This is a genomic window from Pseudomonas sp. AC252 (assembly GCF_979258105.1).
Genome location: NZ_OZ409837.1, coordinates 1,564,813 through 1,581,242, shown reverse-complemented (window position 1 = coordinate 1,581,242; position 16,430 = coordinate 1,564,813). Strand labels below are relative to the sequence as shown.

Annotated in this window: 12 protein-coding genes and 2 pseudogenes; 11 read left to right on the top strand and 3 right to left on the bottom strand. The window is 62.1% G+C overall.

What is annotated here, in order from left to right:
* Positions 1–172 precede the first annotated feature (172 nt).
* Positions 173–1,687 carry a threonine ammonia-lyase, biosynthetic gene (gene ilvA / locus ACZZZ4_RS07375; protein WP_463547536.1) on the top strand — a complete coding sequence of 505 codons (1,515 nt, stop codon included), beginning with the start codon at positions 173–175 and terminating at the stop codon, positions 1,685–1,687.
* Positions 1,688–1,728: 41 nt separating this feature from the next.
* Entirely contained in the window at positions 1,729–2,142 is a 414-nt protein-coding gene (locus ACZZZ4_RS07370; protein WP_463547535.1) for a DUF2269 family protein, read from the top strand.
* Between the two features lie 120 nt (positions 2,143–2,262).
* On the opposite strand, the gene ACZZZ4_RS07365 is transcribed toward ACZZZ4_RS07370, so the two are convergent.
* Entirely contained in the window at positions 2,263–2,919 is a 657-nt protein-coding gene (locus ACZZZ4_RS07365) for a histidinol-phosphatase (protein WP_463547534.1), read from the bottom strand.
* Positions 2,920–3,062: 143 nt separating this feature from the next.
* Between ACZZZ4_RS07365 and ACZZZ4_RS07360 the strand changes: the two are divergent.
* Positions 3,063–3,541, top strand: a pseudogene (locus tag ACZZZ4_RS07360) (RNA pyrophosphohydrolase).
* A gap of 22 nt (positions 3,542–3,563) precedes the next feature.
* Positions 3,564–5,843: a phosphoenolpyruvate--protein phosphotransferase gene (gene ptsP / locus ACZZZ4_RS07355; protein ID WP_064364717.1), complete on the top strand. Its 2,280-nt coding sequence runs from the start codon at positions 3,564–3,566 to the stop codon at positions 5,841–5,843.
* Between the two features lie 122 nt (positions 5,844–5,965).
* Here the strand turns inward: ptsP and ACZZZ4_RS07350 are convergent, their stop codons facing one another.
* Entirely contained in the window at positions 5,966–6,712 is a 747-nt protein-coding gene (locus ACZZZ4_RS07350; RefSeq protein ID WP_463547533.1) for an NRDE family protein, read from the bottom strand.
* Between the two features lie 130 nt (positions 6,713–6,842).
* On the opposite strand from ACZZZ4_RS07350, the gene ACZZZ4_RS07345 reads away from it, so the two are divergent.
* The 3 genes from ACZZZ4_RS07345 to ACZZZ4_RS07335 all read left to right on the top strand — a co-directional run bounded on the left by ACZZZ4_RS07345 (position 6,843) and on the right by ACZZZ4_RS07335 (position 9,542).
* The gene (locus ACZZZ4_RS07345) at positions 6,843–7,625 is read left to right on the top strand and encodes a sulfite exporter TauE/SafE family protein (RefSeq protein ID WP_039757504.1); all 783 of its coding nucleotides are present in this window, start codon (positions 6,843–6,845) and stop codon (positions 7,623–7,625) included.
* Positions 7,626–7,704: 79 nt separating this feature from the next.
* Complete coding sequence (gene lgt, locus ACZZZ4_RS07340; protein ID WP_016772683.1) at positions 7,705–8,520, top strand: prolipoprotein diacylglyceryl transferase; 816 nt, start codon at positions 7,705–7,707, stop codon at positions 8,518–8,520.
* A 50-nt stretch (positions 8,521–8,570) separates the two neighbouring features.
* Positions 8,571–9,542 (top strand): thymidylate synthase, encoded by a 972-nt coding sequence (locus ACZZZ4_RS07335; RefSeq protein WP_463547532.1) that lies wholly within the window; start codon positions 8,571–8,573, stop codon positions 9,540–9,542.
* 128 nt (positions 9,543–9,670) lie between these two features.
* Here ACZZZ4_RS07335 and cadR read toward each other — a convergent pair whose 3' ends face one another.
* On the bottom strand, positions 9,671–10,120 hold the full coding sequence (gene cadR, locus ACZZZ4_RS07330) for a Cd(II)/Pb(II)-responsive transcriptional regulator (protein ID WP_016772685.1): 450 nt from the start codon (positions 10,118–10,120) through the stop codon (positions 9,671–9,673).
* A gap of 83 nt (positions 10,121–10,203) precedes the next feature.
* Here cadR and ACZZZ4_RS07325 point away from each other — a divergent pair.
* From ACZZZ4_RS07325 to ACZZZ4_RS07310, 4 genes and pseudogenes are all read left to right on the top strand, one after another.
* Positions 10,204–12,508 (top strand): annotated as a pseudogene (locus tag ACZZZ4_RS07325) (heavy metal translocating P-type ATPase).
* A gap of 15 nt (positions 12,509–12,523) precedes the next feature.
* Positions 12,524–13,387 carry a LysR family transcriptional regulator gene (locus ACZZZ4_RS07320; RefSeq protein WP_463549257.1) on the top strand — a complete coding sequence of 288 codons (864 nt, stop codon included), beginning with the start codon at positions 12,524–12,526 and terminating at the stop codon, positions 13,385–13,387.
* Positions 13,388–13,608: 221 nt separating this feature from the next.
* Complete coding sequence (locus ACZZZ4_RS07315; RefSeq protein WP_463547531.1) at positions 13,609–14,685, top strand: putative 2-aminoethylphosphonate ABC transporter ATP-binding protein; 1,077 nt, start codon at positions 13,609–13,611, stop codon at positions 14,683–14,685.
* The gene (locus ACZZZ4_RS07310) at positions 14,685–16,409 is read left to right on the top strand and encodes a putative 2-aminoethylphosphonate ABC transporter permease subunit (RefSeq protein WP_463547530.1); all 1,725 of its coding nucleotides are present in this window, start codon (positions 14,685–14,687) and stop codon (positions 16,407–16,409) included. The genes ACZZZ4_RS07315 and ACZZZ4_RS07310 overlap by 1 nt, the downstream gene beginning before the upstream one ends.
* The last annotated feature ends 21 nt before the right edge of the window (positions 16,410–16,430 follow it).

The following is a 16,430-nucleotide window of genomic DNA, read 5'->3' as shown; positions in this document are numbered from 1 at the left end:
TGAAAAAAGCAGGGGAGCGCTTCGCACTCCAACGGGGATAAATCCCCTCGCCACAACGGTGCTCACTCAAGAATGGGTTTCCAGACCTTAAAACCACCTGTTTAGTGTGGTCGCCTCGGCAAAAGGCGGGTTAGACTCGCTGGTCCCGCCCAATCGCCAGTGATGCTTTCCGATGCTCGAACAGTACGTCAAAAAGATCCTCACCTCGCGCGTTTATGACGTTGCCGTAGAAACCCCGCTGCAGAACGCTCGCCAGCTCTCCGAGCGGCTGGGCAACGACATCTGGCTCAAGCGCGAAGACTTGCAGCCGGTGTTCTCGTTCAAGATTCGCGGTGCCTACAACAAACTCACCCAACTGACCGACGAGGAGCGCGCCCGTGGCGTGGTCACCGCGTCGGCGGGCAATCATGCGCAGGGTCTGGCTCTGGCGGCGAAAGTGTTGGGCGTCAAAGCCACCATCGTCATGCCCAAGACGACCCCGGAAATCAAGGTCGAAGGCGTGCGTTCGCGCGGCGGCAAAGTGGTGCTGCACGGTGACTCGTTCCCGGAAGCGCTGGCCTACTCGCTGAAACTGGTCGATGAAAAAGGCTACGTCTACATCCACCCGTACGACGATCCGCACACCATTGCCGGGCAGGGCACCGTGGCCATGGAAATCCTCCGTCAGCACCCGCAGCCGCTGGACGCGATTTTCGTCCCGGTCGGCGGTGGCGGGCTGATCGCCGGTATTGCGGCGTACGTGAAATACCTGCGGCCGGACATCAAGGTGATTGGCGTCGAGCCGGACGATTCCAACTGCCTGCAAGCCGCGATGGCGGCGGGCGAGCGCGTGGTTCTGCCGACCGTGGGCATCTTCGCCGACGGCGTGGCGGTGGCGCAGATCGGCCAGTACACCTTCGATATCTGCAAGGATTACGTCGACGAAGTGATCACCGTCAGCACCGATGAGATCTGCGCAGCAATCAAGGACATCTACGACGATACCCGCTCGATCACTGAACCTGCAGGCGCTTTGGGCGTGGCAGGGATCAAGAAATACGTCGAGCAGCGTGGCGTCAGCGGCCAGACCTTCGTCGCCATCGACTCCGGCGCCAACGTCAACTTCGACCGCCTGCGCCACGTCGCCGAGCGCGCCGAACTGGGCGAAGGTCGCGAGGCGATCATCGCCGTGACCATTCCGGAAAAAGCCGGCAGCTTCAAAGCGTTCTGCGAAGCCATCGGCAAGCGCCAGATCACCGAATTCAACTACCGCTACAACACCGGCAGCGAAGCGCACATCTTCGTCGGCGTGCAGACCCACCCGGACAACGATCCGCGCAGCGCCTTGCTGGCGAGCCTGACCGAGCAGGGTTTCCCGGTCATCGACCTGACCGACAACGAACTGGCCAAGCTGCACATCCGCCACATGGTCGGCGGTCGCGCGGCGCAGGTGGTCGATGAAGTGGTGCTGCGTTTCGAATTCCCGGAGCGTCCGGGGGCGCTGTTCAACTTCCTCAACAAGCTCGGCGGGCGCTGGAATATCTCGATGTTCCACTACCGCAACCACGGCGCGGCGGACGGCCGTGTGGTTGCCGGCCTGCAAGTGCCCCATGACGAGCGTCATCTGGTGCCGGCGGCACTGGCGGAAATCGGCTACCCGTATTGGGATGAAAGCGACAACCCGGCCTATCAGCTGTTTCTTGGCTGAGCGGCTACGCTGATGGGCATGGATCTACGGAAGAGAATGACATGGAAACCCTGACCACTCTGAAAGTCCTCCACGTCGCGGCGACCGTGGTCATCCTCGCGAGCGGGCTGGGGCTCGCCGCCCTGACCTGGCGTAATCGCAGCGAAGGGCCGGCCAGTACGATGCGCCGTCCGTGGCTGTTCATCTGGTGCCTGATGCTGATCGGCATGCTCAGCATGCCTTTCACCGGCTGGTGGCTGGTGCATCTGGTTGGCTGGCCATTGGGCCAATTGTGGATTCTGGGGTCCAGCGTGATCTATGCCGTGGCCACATTCAGTGCGGTCTGGCTGCTGGTCCGGCTGGATCGGCTGTGGACAACCGGCGTGGGCAATCGCAAGTTCAATCTGGCGCTGGCGATTGTCAGCGGCGTCGGATTTGTCGCCATCGCGGGGTTGATGGGGGCCAAGCCGGTTTAAGGCTTGAGACCGGGGCGCCCCTATCGCTGGCAAGCCAGCTCCCACAAGGATTTTCAGTGAACACAGATTTTGTGACCACCCGAAAAACCTGTGGGAGCTGGCTTGCCAGCGATGGCCATTTCAGCCGCGCAGACTGATCACCGGCCAGCCCCGCTTCTCGGCCTCGGCACGCAAATTCGGATCCGGGTCTACCGCCACCGGATTCGCCACCTGTTCAAGCAGCGGCAGATCATTCATCGAGTCGCTATAGAAATAGCTGCCCTCCAGCGAATGCCCGGTCTCTTCCAGCCAACGATTCAGGCGCGTGACCTTGCCTTCACGGAAGCATGGAATGTCGGTGCTGCGCCCGCTGTAGCGGCCGTCGATCATTTCGCATTCGGTGGCGATCAGGGTTTCCACGCCCAGGCGCACGGCGATCGGCGCCGTCACGAAACGGTTGGTCGCGGTGATGATCACCAGTTTGTCGCCGGCGTCGCGGTGCTTTTTCAGCAGCTCGAGTGCCTTGGGCAGCACGATCGGCTCGATGCAGTCGCGCATGTAATCGCTGTGCCAGGCGTCGAGTACGGCCATTTCGGTGCGGCCGAGAATTTCCAGGCAGAAGTTCAGGTAGGCGGCGTTGTCCAGCTTGCCGGCCAGGTAATCCTGATAGAAGTCGTCGTTGCGCGCCTTGTAGGCGATCGGGTCGAGGAAGCCGCGCTCGCACAGATAATCGCCCCAGGCGTGATCGCTGTCGCCGCCCAGAAGGGTGTTGTCCAAATCGAATAGAGCCAGGCGCATTGCAGTTACCCGCTGAAAAGTCAGTAAAAAGGCGACAAGAATACGGTCTTTTCACAAGAGTGCACATAAGGTAGGAACCTTCGTTGCCGCCTGCTCAAGCTTTGTGGAACAATGCGGCGACATGCGTTTGCGAGGTTGTTGCCGTGATCGACCCCGATGGTTTCCGCCCCAATGTCGGGATCATTCTGACGAATGACGCCGGCCAGGTGCTATGGGCTCGCCGTATCAATCAGGACGCCTGGCAGTTTCCGCAAGGGGGATCAACCCCGAGGAGACGCCGGAAGACGCCTTGTACCGCGAGCTGAACGAAGAAGTTGGCCTGGAACGTGAAGATGTTGAAATACTGGCCTGTACCCGAGGCTGGTTGCGCTATCGTTTGCCGCAACGCCTGGTGCGTACCCACAGCCAACCGCTGTGCATCGGCCAGAAACAGAAATGGTTTCTCCTGCGCCTGATCTCCAACGAGCAGCGGGTGCGGATGGATCTGACCGGTAAACCGGAGTTCGATGGCTGGCGCTGGGTCAGCTATTGGTATCCGTTGGGCCAGGTGGTGACATTCAAGCGCGAGGTGTATCGACGCGCTCTCAAAGAGCTTGCCCCGCGCCTTTTAGCGCGCGACTGACGACGGAGTTCGACCCCGAGCCATGCTCAATACGCTGCGCAAGATCGTCCAGGAAGTTAACTCCGCCAAGGATCTCAAGGCGGCGTTGGGGATTATTGTGTTGCGCGTCAAAGAGGCCATGGGCAGCCAGGTCTGCTCGGTCTACCTGCTTGATCCGGAAACCAATCGCTTCGTCCTGATGGCCACCGAGGGCTTGAACAAGCGCTCGATCGGCAAGGTCAGCATGGCCCCCAACGAGGGTCTGGTCGGTCTGGTCGGCACGCGTGAAGAACCCCTGAACCTCGAGAACGCTTCGGTCCACCCGCGCTATCGCTACTTCGCCGAAACCGGTGAAGAGCGTTACGCCTCGTTCCTCGGTGCACCGATCATCCACCACCGCCGCGTCGTCGGCGTGCTGGTCATCCAGCAGAAAGAACGCCGCCAGTTCGACGAAGGTGAAGAAGCCTTCCTCGTGACCATGAGCGCGCAGCTCGCCGGCGTTATCGCCCACGCCGAGGCCACCGGTTCGATCCGTGGTCTGGGCCGTCAGGGCAAGGGCATTCAGGAAGCCAAGTTCGTCGGCGTGCCGGGCTCGCCGGGTGCGGCCGTCGGTACCGCGGTGGTCATGCTGCCGCCAGCGGACCTGGACGTGGTGCCGGACAAGACCATCACCGACATCAACGCCGAGCTGGCGCTGTTCAAGACCGCCATCGAAGGCGTGCGCGCCGACATGCGCGCGTTGTCCGCCAAACTCGCGACCCAACTGCGCCCGGAAGAGCGCGCGCTGTTCGACGTCTACCTGATGATGCTCGACGATGCCTCGCTGGGCAGCGAAATCACCACCGTGATCAAGACCGGTCAGTGGGCTCAGGGCGCGCTGCGTCAGGTGGTCACTGAGCACGTCAACCGTTTCGAATTGATGGATGACGCCTACCTGCGCGAGCGCGCCTCGGACGTCAAAGACCTTGGCCGTCGGCTGCTCGCCTATTTGCAGGAAGAGCGTCAGCAGAACCTGGTCTACCCGGAAAAAACCATTCTGGTCAGCGAAGAGCTGACGCCGGCGATGCTCGGCGAGGTGCCGGAAGGCACGCTGGTCGGTCTGGTTTCGGTACTCGGTTCGGGTAACTCTCACGTCGCGATTCTGGCCCGGGCCATGGGCATTCCGACGGTGATGGGCCTGGTCGACCTGCCGTACGCCAAGGTCGACGGCATCGAAATGATCGTCGACGGCACCCGTGGCGAGGTCTACACCAACCCCAGCGAAGTGCTGCGCAAGCAGTTCGCCGAAGTCGTCGAAGAAGAGAAACAACTGGCGCTGGGCCTCGATACCTTGCGCGACCTGCCGTGCGTGACCCTTGATGGCCACCGCATGCCGCTGTGGGTCAACACTGGTTTGCTCGCCGATGTGGCGCGGGCACAGAAGCGTGGCGCCGAAGGGGTCGGTCTGTACCGCACCGAAGTGCCGTTCATGATCAACCAGCGCTTCCCGAGCGAGAAGGAACAACTGGCGATCTACCGTGAACAGCTCGCCGCGTTCCACCCGCAACCGGTGACCATGCGCAGCCTCGACATCGGCGGTGACAAGTCGCTGTCGTACTTCCCGATCAAGGAAGACAACCCGTTCCTCGGCTGGCGCGGTATCCGTGTAACCCTCGACCACCCGGAAATCTTCCTGGTGCAGACCCGCGCGATGCTCAAGGCCAGCGAAGGCCTGAACAACCTACGGATTCTGCTGCCGATGATCTCCGGCACTCACGAACTCGAAGAAGCCTTGCACCTGATCCACCGTGCCTGGGGCGAAGTGCGCGACGAAGGCACCGATGTGCCGATGCCGCCGATCGGCGTGATGATCGAAATCCCCGCAGCGGTGTACCAGACCAAGGAACTGGCGCGGATGGTCGACTTCCTTTCCGTCGGCTCCAACGACCTGACTCAGTACCTGCTGGCGGTCGATCGCAACAACCCGCGCGTCGCCGACCTCTACGACTATCTGCACCCGGCGGTGCTGCAAGCCCTGCAAACCGTGGTTACCGACGCCCACGCCGAAGGCAAACCGGTGAGCATCTGCGGTGAAATGGCCGGTGATCCGGCGGCAGCAGTATTGTTGATGGCGATGGGTTTCGACAGCCTGTCGATGAACGCCACCAACCTGCCGAAGGTAAAGTGGATGTTGCGTCAGGTGAACCTGAGCAAGGCGCAGGAGATGCTGGCGGAACTGATGAAGATCGATAACCCGCAAGTTATCCACAGCTCGCTGCAACTGGCGCTGAAGAATCTAGGATTGGCGAAGATGAATTCGCCTGTGGTGAACAAGGCTCTCTAACAGGCTGATGTCCTCTTCGTCGGAACGCCGCCCGGAGCAGGCTCGCTCCCACAGGGATTCGTATCGATCACGAAACCCAGGTGGGAGCTAGCCTGCTCGCGAAGGCGCCAGTTCAGGCACCGCTAAACCACAATCTCCACTTCGCCCAAATGCCCGCCATATGGCCCAAAACTGCGCTCCACCATCCGCCGCGTCCCGTCTGCCTGCACGATCAACGCTGTACTCGCCCGGGTGCCATAACTCTGGCTGGCAATAAACACACTCGACAACAACGCTTCCGTCGCCATGCCCACCCCCGTATCCGGCAACTCCGCCTCGGGTGCTGTCTGCGCATCGCTCAGCAAGGCCAGCAACCGCTCAGGCTGCGGATCATCCAGCACCGCGCTCAACGCCGCCCTGGCCTTGAGCAGTTTCGGCCACGGCGTATCCAGCCCCGCGTTGGATAACCCATACAGCCCAGGCTGGAGCATCACTGGTTCCGACGCCCTCGCATTGAAATGCCACAGCTCATGGGCGTTGCCCAGCAGCAGGTTGAACCCGGCGTATTCGCCCGCACGACCCACCACATCGCTCAAATAATCATCAATCGACAGGTCGCCCATGAGAAACCGCGCCACCAGCTCGCCCCGGGATTTGGTTGCCGCCGGCTGTTGCGGATCGCGGATATTGGTCAGCGCGGCGAAGCGTCCGTTGGCGCCGATCCCCAGCCAGGTGCCGCCGGCTTCAAGATCACGCCCGGCATGCACATGCGGCGCCTCGGGCCACGGCGCCAATGGCAGACTGGGGCGGGCGTAGAACTCGTCGCGGTTGGCCGCGACGATCAGTGGCTGGGCATGGCCCGGGCGCCAGGCGAAAACAATCAGGCACATAAGGTGGTCCTTGTGTGTTTTTTGCCCACTCTACGCATCCGGCGTCCGTGCATCCATCGCCAGTGGAGCAGAAGGCTGCGCATCCGTTAACATGCCGCTCCTGTTTTGCCGATGCGTGCTGGAGACGGTCATGGAATTTCTGCTCTACCTGGCGCTCGGCGCCTGTGCGGGCGTGCTCGCCGGGCTGTTTGGCGTTGGCGGCGGGATCATCATCGTCCCGGTGCTGGTGTTCAGCTTTACCTTGCAGGGTTTCGATCAGTCGATTCTCACGCACCTGGCGGTGGGCACGTCGCTGGCGACGATCATTTTCACCTCGGTCAACGCCGTACGTGAACATCACCGCCGGGGCGCGGTGCGCTGGGCGATTTTTCGCTGGATGACCGTGGGCATTCTGCTCGGTGCCGGTTTCGGTGCGCTGACCGCAGAAGCGATCTCCGGGCCGAACCTGCAAAAGATCATCGGCGTATTCGCACTGATTATCGCCGTGCAACTGGCGCTGGACGTCAAGCCCAAGGCCAGCCGAACGGTGCCGGGCAAACTCGGTCTGACTGCCGCTGGTACGGTGATTGGCTGGGCCTCGGCGATTTTCGGCATTGGTGGCGGCTCGCTGACCGTGCCGTTTCTGACCTGGCGCAGCGTGCCGATGCAGCAGGCCGTGGCAACCTCATCGGCCTGCGGCTTGCCGATCGCTCTGGCCAGTGCAGCAAGTTTCATGATTCTGGGGTGGCACGATCCGTTGTTGCCGGCCCATAGTCTCGGTTTTGTGTATTTGCCGGCATTGTTGGGCATCGCCCTGACCAGCATGGTGTTTGCTCGGCTCGGCGCGCGTCTGGCGCACAGGTTGTCGCCGCGCTTGCTGAAAAGGCTGTTCGCCGCTTTGCTGTTCTGCGTGGGTTTGAGCTTTCTGCTCTGACCGCGTGGCAATCCTGGCTTAATCCTGAGGTGGCAGCGTCGCCCGGGAATTTCGCTTTCCACTCTAACAAGGAGTCGCAATGCTGCCTTACCCGCAGATCGACCCGGTGGCCCTGGCCATCGGTCCGCTGAAAATCCACTGGTACGGTCTGATGTACCTGATCGGCATCGGCGGCGCGTGGCTGTTGGCGTCGCGCCGGCTCAACCGCTTCGACCCGACCTGGACCAAGGAGAAACTCTCCGATCTGGTGTTCTGGCTATCAATGGGTGTGATCGTCGGCGGCCGTCTGGGTTACGTGCTGTTCTATGATCTGAGCGCGTACCTGGCCAACCCGACGCTGATTTTCGAAGTGTGGAAGGGCGGCATGTCGTTCCACGGCGGATTCATCGGCGTGATGCTGGCGGCCTTGTGGTTCGGCAAGCGCAATGGCAAGTCGTTCTTCCAGTTGATGGACTTCGTCGCGCCGATGGTGCCGATCGGCCTGGGCGCCGGGCGCATCGGCAACTTCATCAACGCCGAGCTGTGGGGCAAGGCCACCGATGTGCCATGGGCGATGGTGTTCCCGCCGTTCAGCGATCCGGCGCAACTGCCGCGTCACCCGTCGCAGCTTTACCAGTTCGCCCTCGAAGGCGTGGCGCTGTTCCTGATCCTGTGGATTTTCTCGCGCAAACCACGCCCGACCATGGCGGTCTCCGGCATGTTCGCGCTGTTCTACGGCATCTTCCGTTTCATCGTCGAGTTCGTCCGCGTGCCTGATGCGCAGTTGGGCTATCTGGCGTGGAACTGGCTGACCATGGGTCAGGTGCTCTGCGTGCCGATGATTGTCGGCGGGCTGTTGCTGATCTGGCTGGCCTATCGTCGCGCCCCGGCAGCGCCGCTCGCGCCGACGGCTTAAACTACGAACCCCGGCGCGCGACGCCGGGGCTCAAAGGACACAGGTAACTCATGAAGCAATATCTCGAACTGGTCTCGCACGTCATAAAGAACGGCACCAAGCAGGCCAACCGCACCGGCATCAACACCATCAGTTTCCCGGGAGCGATGCTGCGTTTCGACCTGCAGGAAGGTTTTCCGGCGATCACCACGCGCAAAATGGCCTTCAAATCGGCCATCGGCGAGATGTGCGGCTTTCTGCGTGGCGTGAACAACGCCGCTGAATTCCGCGCGCTGGGCTGCAAGGTCTGGGACCAGAACGCCAACGAAAATGCGCAGTGGCTGGCCAACCCGTTCCGTCAGGGCGACGACGACCTCGGCGAAATCTACGGCGTGCAATGGCGCAAATGGCCGGCGTACAAGCAAATCCCGCTGAGCAACACCGCCGCCATTGAACAAACCCTGGCCAACGGCTACAAGCAGATCGCTCAGGGCGAAGAAAATGGCCAGGCCTACGTCGTGCTGTACAAGGCGATCGATCAGGTGCGCCAGTGCGTCGACACGATCATCAAGGATCCGGGCAGCCGGCGCATTCTGTTCCACGGCTGGAACGTCGCCCAGCTCGATGAAATGGCCCTGCCGCCATGCCATCTGCTGTACCAGTTCCACCCGAACGTCGAGACCAAAGAGATCTCCCTGACCCTGTACATTCGTTCCAACGATCTGGGTCTGGGTACGCCGTTCAACCTCACCGAAGGCGCCGCCCTGCTGAGCCTGATCGGTCGCCTGACCGGCTACACGCCGCGCTGGTTCACCTATTTCATCGGCGACGCGCACGTTTACGAAAACCACCTCGACATGCTCAACGAACAGCTCAAGCGCGAGCCGTTTGCCATGCCGAAACTGAAGATCTCCGACCGCGTACCGGAGTTTGCCAAGACTGGCGTGTACCAGCCAGAGTGGCTGGAATTGGTGGAGCCGAGCGATTTCTCGCTGGAAGGTTACGAGCACCATGCGCCGATGACCGCGCCGATGGCGGTCTGACGGTCCTCACGCACAACCCTTGTGGGAGCGGGCTTGCTCGCGAAAGCGGTGTATCAGTTAACGATGATGTCGACTGACATACTGCCTTCGCGAGCAAGCCCGCTCCCACATTTGGCTTTGTGTAGAGCTCAGTGGCCGTGGCTACGGCCCACATGGGAATGTTCAACTTCGGTCGCGACAACCCCGCCACTGACTTCCAGCCGCTGCAAGATCCCGCATTGATCTGCCTCCGGCCCTTCGCCACAGCGTTGGCGCAGGTCGAGCAGTTGTGTCTGCAAGGCCAGCAAGCCATCAATCCGCGCTTTCACATGCTGTATGTGCTCGTCGATCAGAGCGTTGACGCTCTCGCACTGATCCTGCGGGCTGTCGCGCAGGGCGAGGAGGCTGCGGATTTCTTCGAGGGTCATGTCGAGGGTGCGGCAGTTGCGGATGAAGGTCAGCCGCTCGGCGTGGGCCTGGGTGTAGACGCGGTAGTTGCCATCGCTGCGCGCCGGTTCTGGCAGGAGGTTTTCGCGCTCGTAGTAACGGATGGTTTCCACCGCGCAGTCGGTGAGTTTCGCCAGTTCGCCGATCTTCATGACGGCCATCTCCAAAGGGTGCTTGACCCTATAGTGGCTACAGGGTCTTTACTTGGCAACAGGCACCTTCATGGACGCGACCAATGAGCGATTCCCTGCACACCCACAAGCCCGGCGACGGCCACGATCACAGTCATAAATTGCAGCCCGTGCACGAACACGACCACGGTGGCGATTCCTGCTGCGCTTCGAAAGTTGCGCCGGCCCCGGTTCATTCCCACGCAGATTCCTGCTGCTCGTCGAAAGCCGCAGCGCCTGCCTTGGTGCAATTGAGCGAAAAGACCAGCGATGATGCACGCCTGAGCAGTTTCCGCATCGAGGCGATGGACTGCCCGACCGAGCAGACGCTGATCCAGAACAAGCTCGGCAAACTGGCCGGTGTGCAGCAGCTGGAATTCAATCTGATCAACCGCGTGCTTGGCGTGACCCACAATCTGCCGGGTACCGAGCCGATCACCGAGGCGATCAAATCCCTCGGCATGCACGCCGAGCCGCTGGAGGCGGGCGTCGATGCGCCGGCCCCGGCGCCAGTAAAAACACTGGTGGCCACTGGCGCTGTCCGGCCTGACCGCGCTGGGCGCCGAAGTCATCCACTTCACCAGCGCCGCACCCGACTGGGTGGTGGCAGTCGTTGCGCTGGTGTCGATCCTCAGCGGCGGCCTCGGCACTTATAAAAAGGGCTGGATCGCCCTGAAGAACCTTAACCTCAACATCAATGCGCTGATGAGCATCGCCGTAACCGGCGCCATCCTCATCGGTCAGTGGCCGGAAGCGGCGATGGTGATGTTCCTGTTCACCGTCGCCGAGCTGATCGAAGCACGCTCGCTGGACCGCGCGCGCAATGCGATCAGCGGCCTGATGCAGATGACCCCCGAGCAGGCCACGGTCTTGCAGGCCGACGGCAACTGGCTCGAACAAGAGGTAAAAAGCGTCGAACTGGGCGCCCGTGTGCGGGTGAAACCCGGCGAGCGCATTGCGCTCGACGGCGCGGTGATCAGTGGCAGCTCGACCATCGATCAGGCACCGATCACCGGGGAAAGCTTGCCGGTGGAGAAAACCATCGGAGACAAAGTCTTCGCAGGCACGATCAATCAGGCCGGGTCGCTGGAATATACGGTGACCGCAGCGGCGAACAATTCGACGCTGGCGCGGATCATTCACGCCGTCGAACAGGCCCAGGGTGCGCGGGCGCCGACTCAGCGCTTCGTTGATCAATTCTCGAAAATTTATACCCCAGCGGTGTTCGTCTTCGCTTTGGCAGTGGCGGTGATCCCGCCGTTGTTCATGGGCGCGGCTTGGTTCGACTGGATCTACCGCGCGCTGGTGTTGCTGGTGGTTGCCTGCCCGTGCGCACTGGTGATTTCCACGCCGGTGACCATCGTCAGCGGCCTCGCGGCGGCGGCGCGCAAGGGCATTCTGGTCAAGGGCGGCGTGTATCTGGAGGGCGGCTTCAAGCTCGATTACCTGGCGCTTGATAAAACCGGCACCATCACCCACGGCAAACCGGTGCAGACCGATTACTTGTCGCTTGATCCGACAGCCGATGCCAGCGCGCCGGCCATCGCTGCCGCGTTGGCCGGGCGCTCCGATCATCCGGTGTCGCTGGCGATTGCCAGTGCCGCTGTGGATAAGAATTCCGCCGCGCTGGATGTGGATAACTTCGCAGCATTAGGCGGGCGGGGCGTCAAGGGCGACATCAATGGCCAGACCTATCACCTGGGCAATCATCGTCTGGTCGAAGAATTGGGCCTTTGCTCGCCGCAACTGGAAGAGAAGCTGTTCGCGCTGGAAAAGCAGGGCAAATCCGTGGTCCTGCTGCTCGACAGCTCAGGCCCACTGGCGCTGTTCGCCGTGGCCGACACGATGAAGGAGACCAGCCGCGAAGCGATTCGCCAGTTGCATGAGCTCGGGGTGAAAACCCTGATGCTGACCGGCGACAACGTCCACACCGCGCAAGCGATTGCCGCCCAGGTCGGCATCGACGAGGCGCGCGGCGATTTGCTGCCGACCGACAAGCTGCAAGCCATTGAAGATCTGTACAAGCAGGGTCACCGGGTCGGTATGGTCGGCGACGGCATCAATGACGCCCCGGCATTGGCCCGCGCCGAAATCGGTTTCGCCATGGCCGCCGCGGGCACCGACACTGCGATCGAAACCGCCGATGTTGCCCTGATGGACGACGATCTGCGCAAGATCCCTGCCTTCATCAGCCTGTCGCGCAATACCGCGAGCATCCTCAAACAGAACATCGCCCTGGCGCTAATGATCAAGGCGATCTTTCTTGCGGTAACCTTCGCCGGGCTCGCCACCATGTGGATGGCGGTGTTTGCCGATATGGGCGTGAGCCTGCTGGTGGTGTTCAACGGTTTGCGCCTGCTGCGCAAATAAACGTGAGGGATGGTTGTGCTGAGTGCCGAGCTGAAAGCGTTTTACATGGTCGCCCGCCTGGGCAGCATCACGCTGGCGGCGAAAAAACTCGGCCTCAGCCAACCGACCGTGACCACGCAGATCCGCAATCTGGAGAGTCAGTATTCGGTGGAACTGTTCTACCGTGGCGGGCGCCGACTGAGCGTCAGCGACGAAGGCGCGCGGCTGCTGCCGATGGTCAAGACCCTGTTGCAGCAAGAGGCCGACATCGAGTTTTTCCTGCGCAATAGCGGGCAAGTGGAGGGCACGCTGCGTATTGCCGCGACGGCGCCGTATTACATCCTCGATCTGGTGAAGACCTTCCGCGAGCGTTTGCCGCAGGTGGAAGTGTCGGTGGAAATCGGCAACTCGCAGCAGGTGCTGGAAGCGCTGGAGGATTACCGCGTGGATGTCGCGGCGTCGTCACAGCTGCTCGACGATGCGCGGCTGATTCGCCGGGTACTCGGCAGCGATCCGCTGGTGCTGGCGGTGCATCGCAATCATCCATTGGCCGCGCAGGAGCATGTGACGCTGAGTGCGCTGGCCGGGCATACGTTGTTGACGCGCGAGCCGGGTTCGACCACGCGGCGCTTGACCGAAGAGTTGCTGGCCAGCGCCGGGGTCAGCTTCGGGCCGTTGCTGGAAATTGGTAGCCGCGAGTCGATCCGTGAAGCCGTGCTGCGCAATATCGGCATCAGCATCATTGCCCGCCAGGAGGTGCCGCATGATCCGCAACTGAGGGTGCTGACCATCGAGAATGCGCCGCAGATTCCGGAGTATCTGTATTGCCTCAAAGAGCGCAAGGGTGCGCGGTTGCCGGCGGCGTTCCTAGGCTTGGCCCAAGAGATGTCTCCCGCGTAATGATCGTTCCCACGCTCCGCGTGGGAATGCAGCCCGGGACGCTCTGCGTCCCAAAAGCCGAACGCGGAGCGTCCGTTGAGGCATTCCCACGCGGAGCGTGGGAACGATCGGCGGCGAACCAAAATCCCCGAATACCACTATCAGCCGTTTTTGCCTCGCTGCCACATGACGGACGCATTACAACTCTAGGATTGGCCTCATCTGCTTGATGAGGTCCGTCCATGAATCCCGCCATCGCAACAGCCCTGACCAACCCCGGTGCGCCGATGAAAGTGCGCGGCGTGCACAAGCGTTTCGGCGCGTTCACTGCGCTGGATAACGTTTCCCTCGACGTCGCCGCCGGCGAACTGGTGTGTCTGCTCGGCCCGTCGGGCTGTGGCAAGACCACGTTGCTGCGCTGCATTGCCGGGCTGGAGCAGCAGGACAGCGGCGAGCTGTACCTGGGCGATCGCGATGTCTCGCACCTTGCCCCGCAGGCCCGCGACTACGGGATTCTGTTCCAGTCCTACGCGTTGTTTCCCAATCTGACGGTCGAGGCGAACATTGCCTACGGCCTTGCCGGCAGCGGTCGCGATGAAGTGCGTCGGCGTGTCGGTCAGATGCTGGAGCTGGTCGGCCTCAGCGGCAGTGAGAAAAAGTACCCCGGCCAATTGTCCGGCGGTCAGCAACAGCGAGTAGCACTCGCTCGCGCATTGGCGCCGGCGCCGTCGCTGTTATTACTCGACGAACCGATGTCGGCCCTCGACGCGCGGGTGCGCGAGCATCTGTGCACCGAGCTGCGCCAGCTGCAACGCAATCTCGGCATCACCACGCTGATGGTCACGCACAATCAGGACGAAGCGATGTTGATGGCCGATCGCATCGCGGTCATGAATAACGGCCGCGTCGAGCAGTACGCCACCCCACAGGAAATCTACAACCGCCCGGCCACGCCGTTCGTGGCCGAGTTTGTCGGCCAGGGCAACTGGCTGCCGTTTCAGCGCAGCAGCGACAGTCACGCCCGGGTCGGCGGGATGAATCTGCGTCTGGCCGATGGCAGCGTGCACGGCGCATCGGGTCGACTGTTCTGCCGCCCGGAGGCGATCAACGTCAACCCGCTGGTACACGAAGAGAACCTGTTCCCCGCCAAGGTTCGCGAAATCACTTTCCTCGGCAACCGCTGCCGGATGAGCTTCGAACTCGATCAACTGCCGGGCCATGCGCTGCTCGCCGAACTCGCGCCAGAAGCCATGCCGCGCCTCGGCGCCCAGCAGATCATGGTCGCCTTGCCGCCGCGCAGTTTGCAGGTGTTCGCCTGATGAACAGCAACCTCGCGCTGCCGCTACCGCACAAGCAGGTGCGACAGTCCTCGAAAGCCGAGATCGGCGATCGCCTGTTCGTGGTCGGCGGCAAAATCCTCCTGCTGGTCTTGCTCGGCCTCGCGGTGCTGCTGCCGTTGCTGGCGATCTTCTGGCGCGGCTTCAGCAATGACGCCGGGCAGGGCGGTGGCTGGCTCGCGGCGAAGGAGTTGGTGACCAGCGCCAATTTCCACTGGCTCCTCGGCAATAGCCTGAAAGTATCCCTCGGCGTTGCGGCCATTGTCGTACCGCTGGCCTACCTGTTTGCCTACGCGCTGCAACGCACGCTGATTCCGGGCAAAGGCATCTGGCGCGGTATCTCGTTGCTGCCGCTGATGGCGCCGTCGATGCTACCGGGGATTGCGCTGGTCTATCTGTTCGGCAACCAAGGCATGCTGCGTGGGCTGCTCTCGGACAATATCTACGGGTTCTGGGGCATCGTGCTCGGCGAGGTGATCTACACCTTTCCCCATGCGCTGATGATTTTGCTCTCGGCATTGTCGTTGGCCGATGCGCGTTTGTTCGATGCCGCGTCGAGCATGGGCGCCAGTCCGGCCAAGGCGTTTCGCAGCATCACTTGGCCGGCGACCCGCCAAGCGGTGTTTGCGGCGTTCTGTCTGGTGTTCACCCTGACCATCACCGATTTCGGTGTGCCGGTGGTGGTCGGTGGCGATTATCAGGTGCTGGCGCTGGAAGCCTACAAAGCCGTGGTCGGCCAGCAGCAATTCGGTCGCGGCGCGTTGATCGGCATGGTGCTGTTGCTGCCGGCGCTGTTCAGTTTCGGTGTCGATACGTGGTTGCGTCGGCGTCACGGCGATTCCATGAGCGGGCGCGCGCAGGTGTTCAAGCCGCTGCCGTCCAGGCTGCGCGACGGCTGCTATCTGGCGATCGTTTTGCTGATTTGCGCCGCGTTGATTCTGGTGTTCGGCATGGCGGTGTTCTCCTCGCTGGTGAAGTTCTGGCCGTACAACCTGTCGCTGTCGCTCAACCACTATCAGTTCAACGAGACCGCCGGCGGTGGCTGGCTCGCCTACAGCAACAGTCTGAAAATGGCGCTGGGCACCGCGCTGATTGGCAGCGTGGTGATTTTCACCGGCGCCTATCTGATGGAGAAAACCCGCACTCAGCGCGGGCTCAACCTGGCTTTGCGTATGCTCAGCTTTGTGCCGATGGCGGTGCCGGGGCTGGTGCTGGGCCTGGGCTACGTCTTCTTCTTCAACCTCAGCGGCAATCCGCTGCACGTGCTCTACGGGACGATGACGCTGCTGATCGTCTGCACCATTGCGCACTACCTGACCACCGCACAAATGACCGCGACCACCGCGCTGCGCCAGCTCGACGCCGAGTTCGAAGCCGCCGCGCTGTCGCTCAAGGCGCCGCTGTACCGGCATTACCTGCGCGTCACCGTGCCGATCTGCCTGCCGGCGCTACTCGACATCGTGCGCTATCTGTTCGTCTCGGCGATGACCACCGTGTCCGCAGCCATCTTCCTTTACAGCCCCGACACCATTCTCGCGGCGGTGGCGGTGCTGAACATGGACGATGCCGGCAACGTCGGCGGCGCGGCGGCGATGTCGACCCTGATTCTGTTCACCTCGGCGGGCGTGTCCTTGCTGCTGGCGTGGGCTTCGCGCGGCTTGCTGCGCCGTTCCCAGGCCTGGCGGCAAACCGCGCCCGGTCACTGAAATCCGACCTTCTCTCACCAC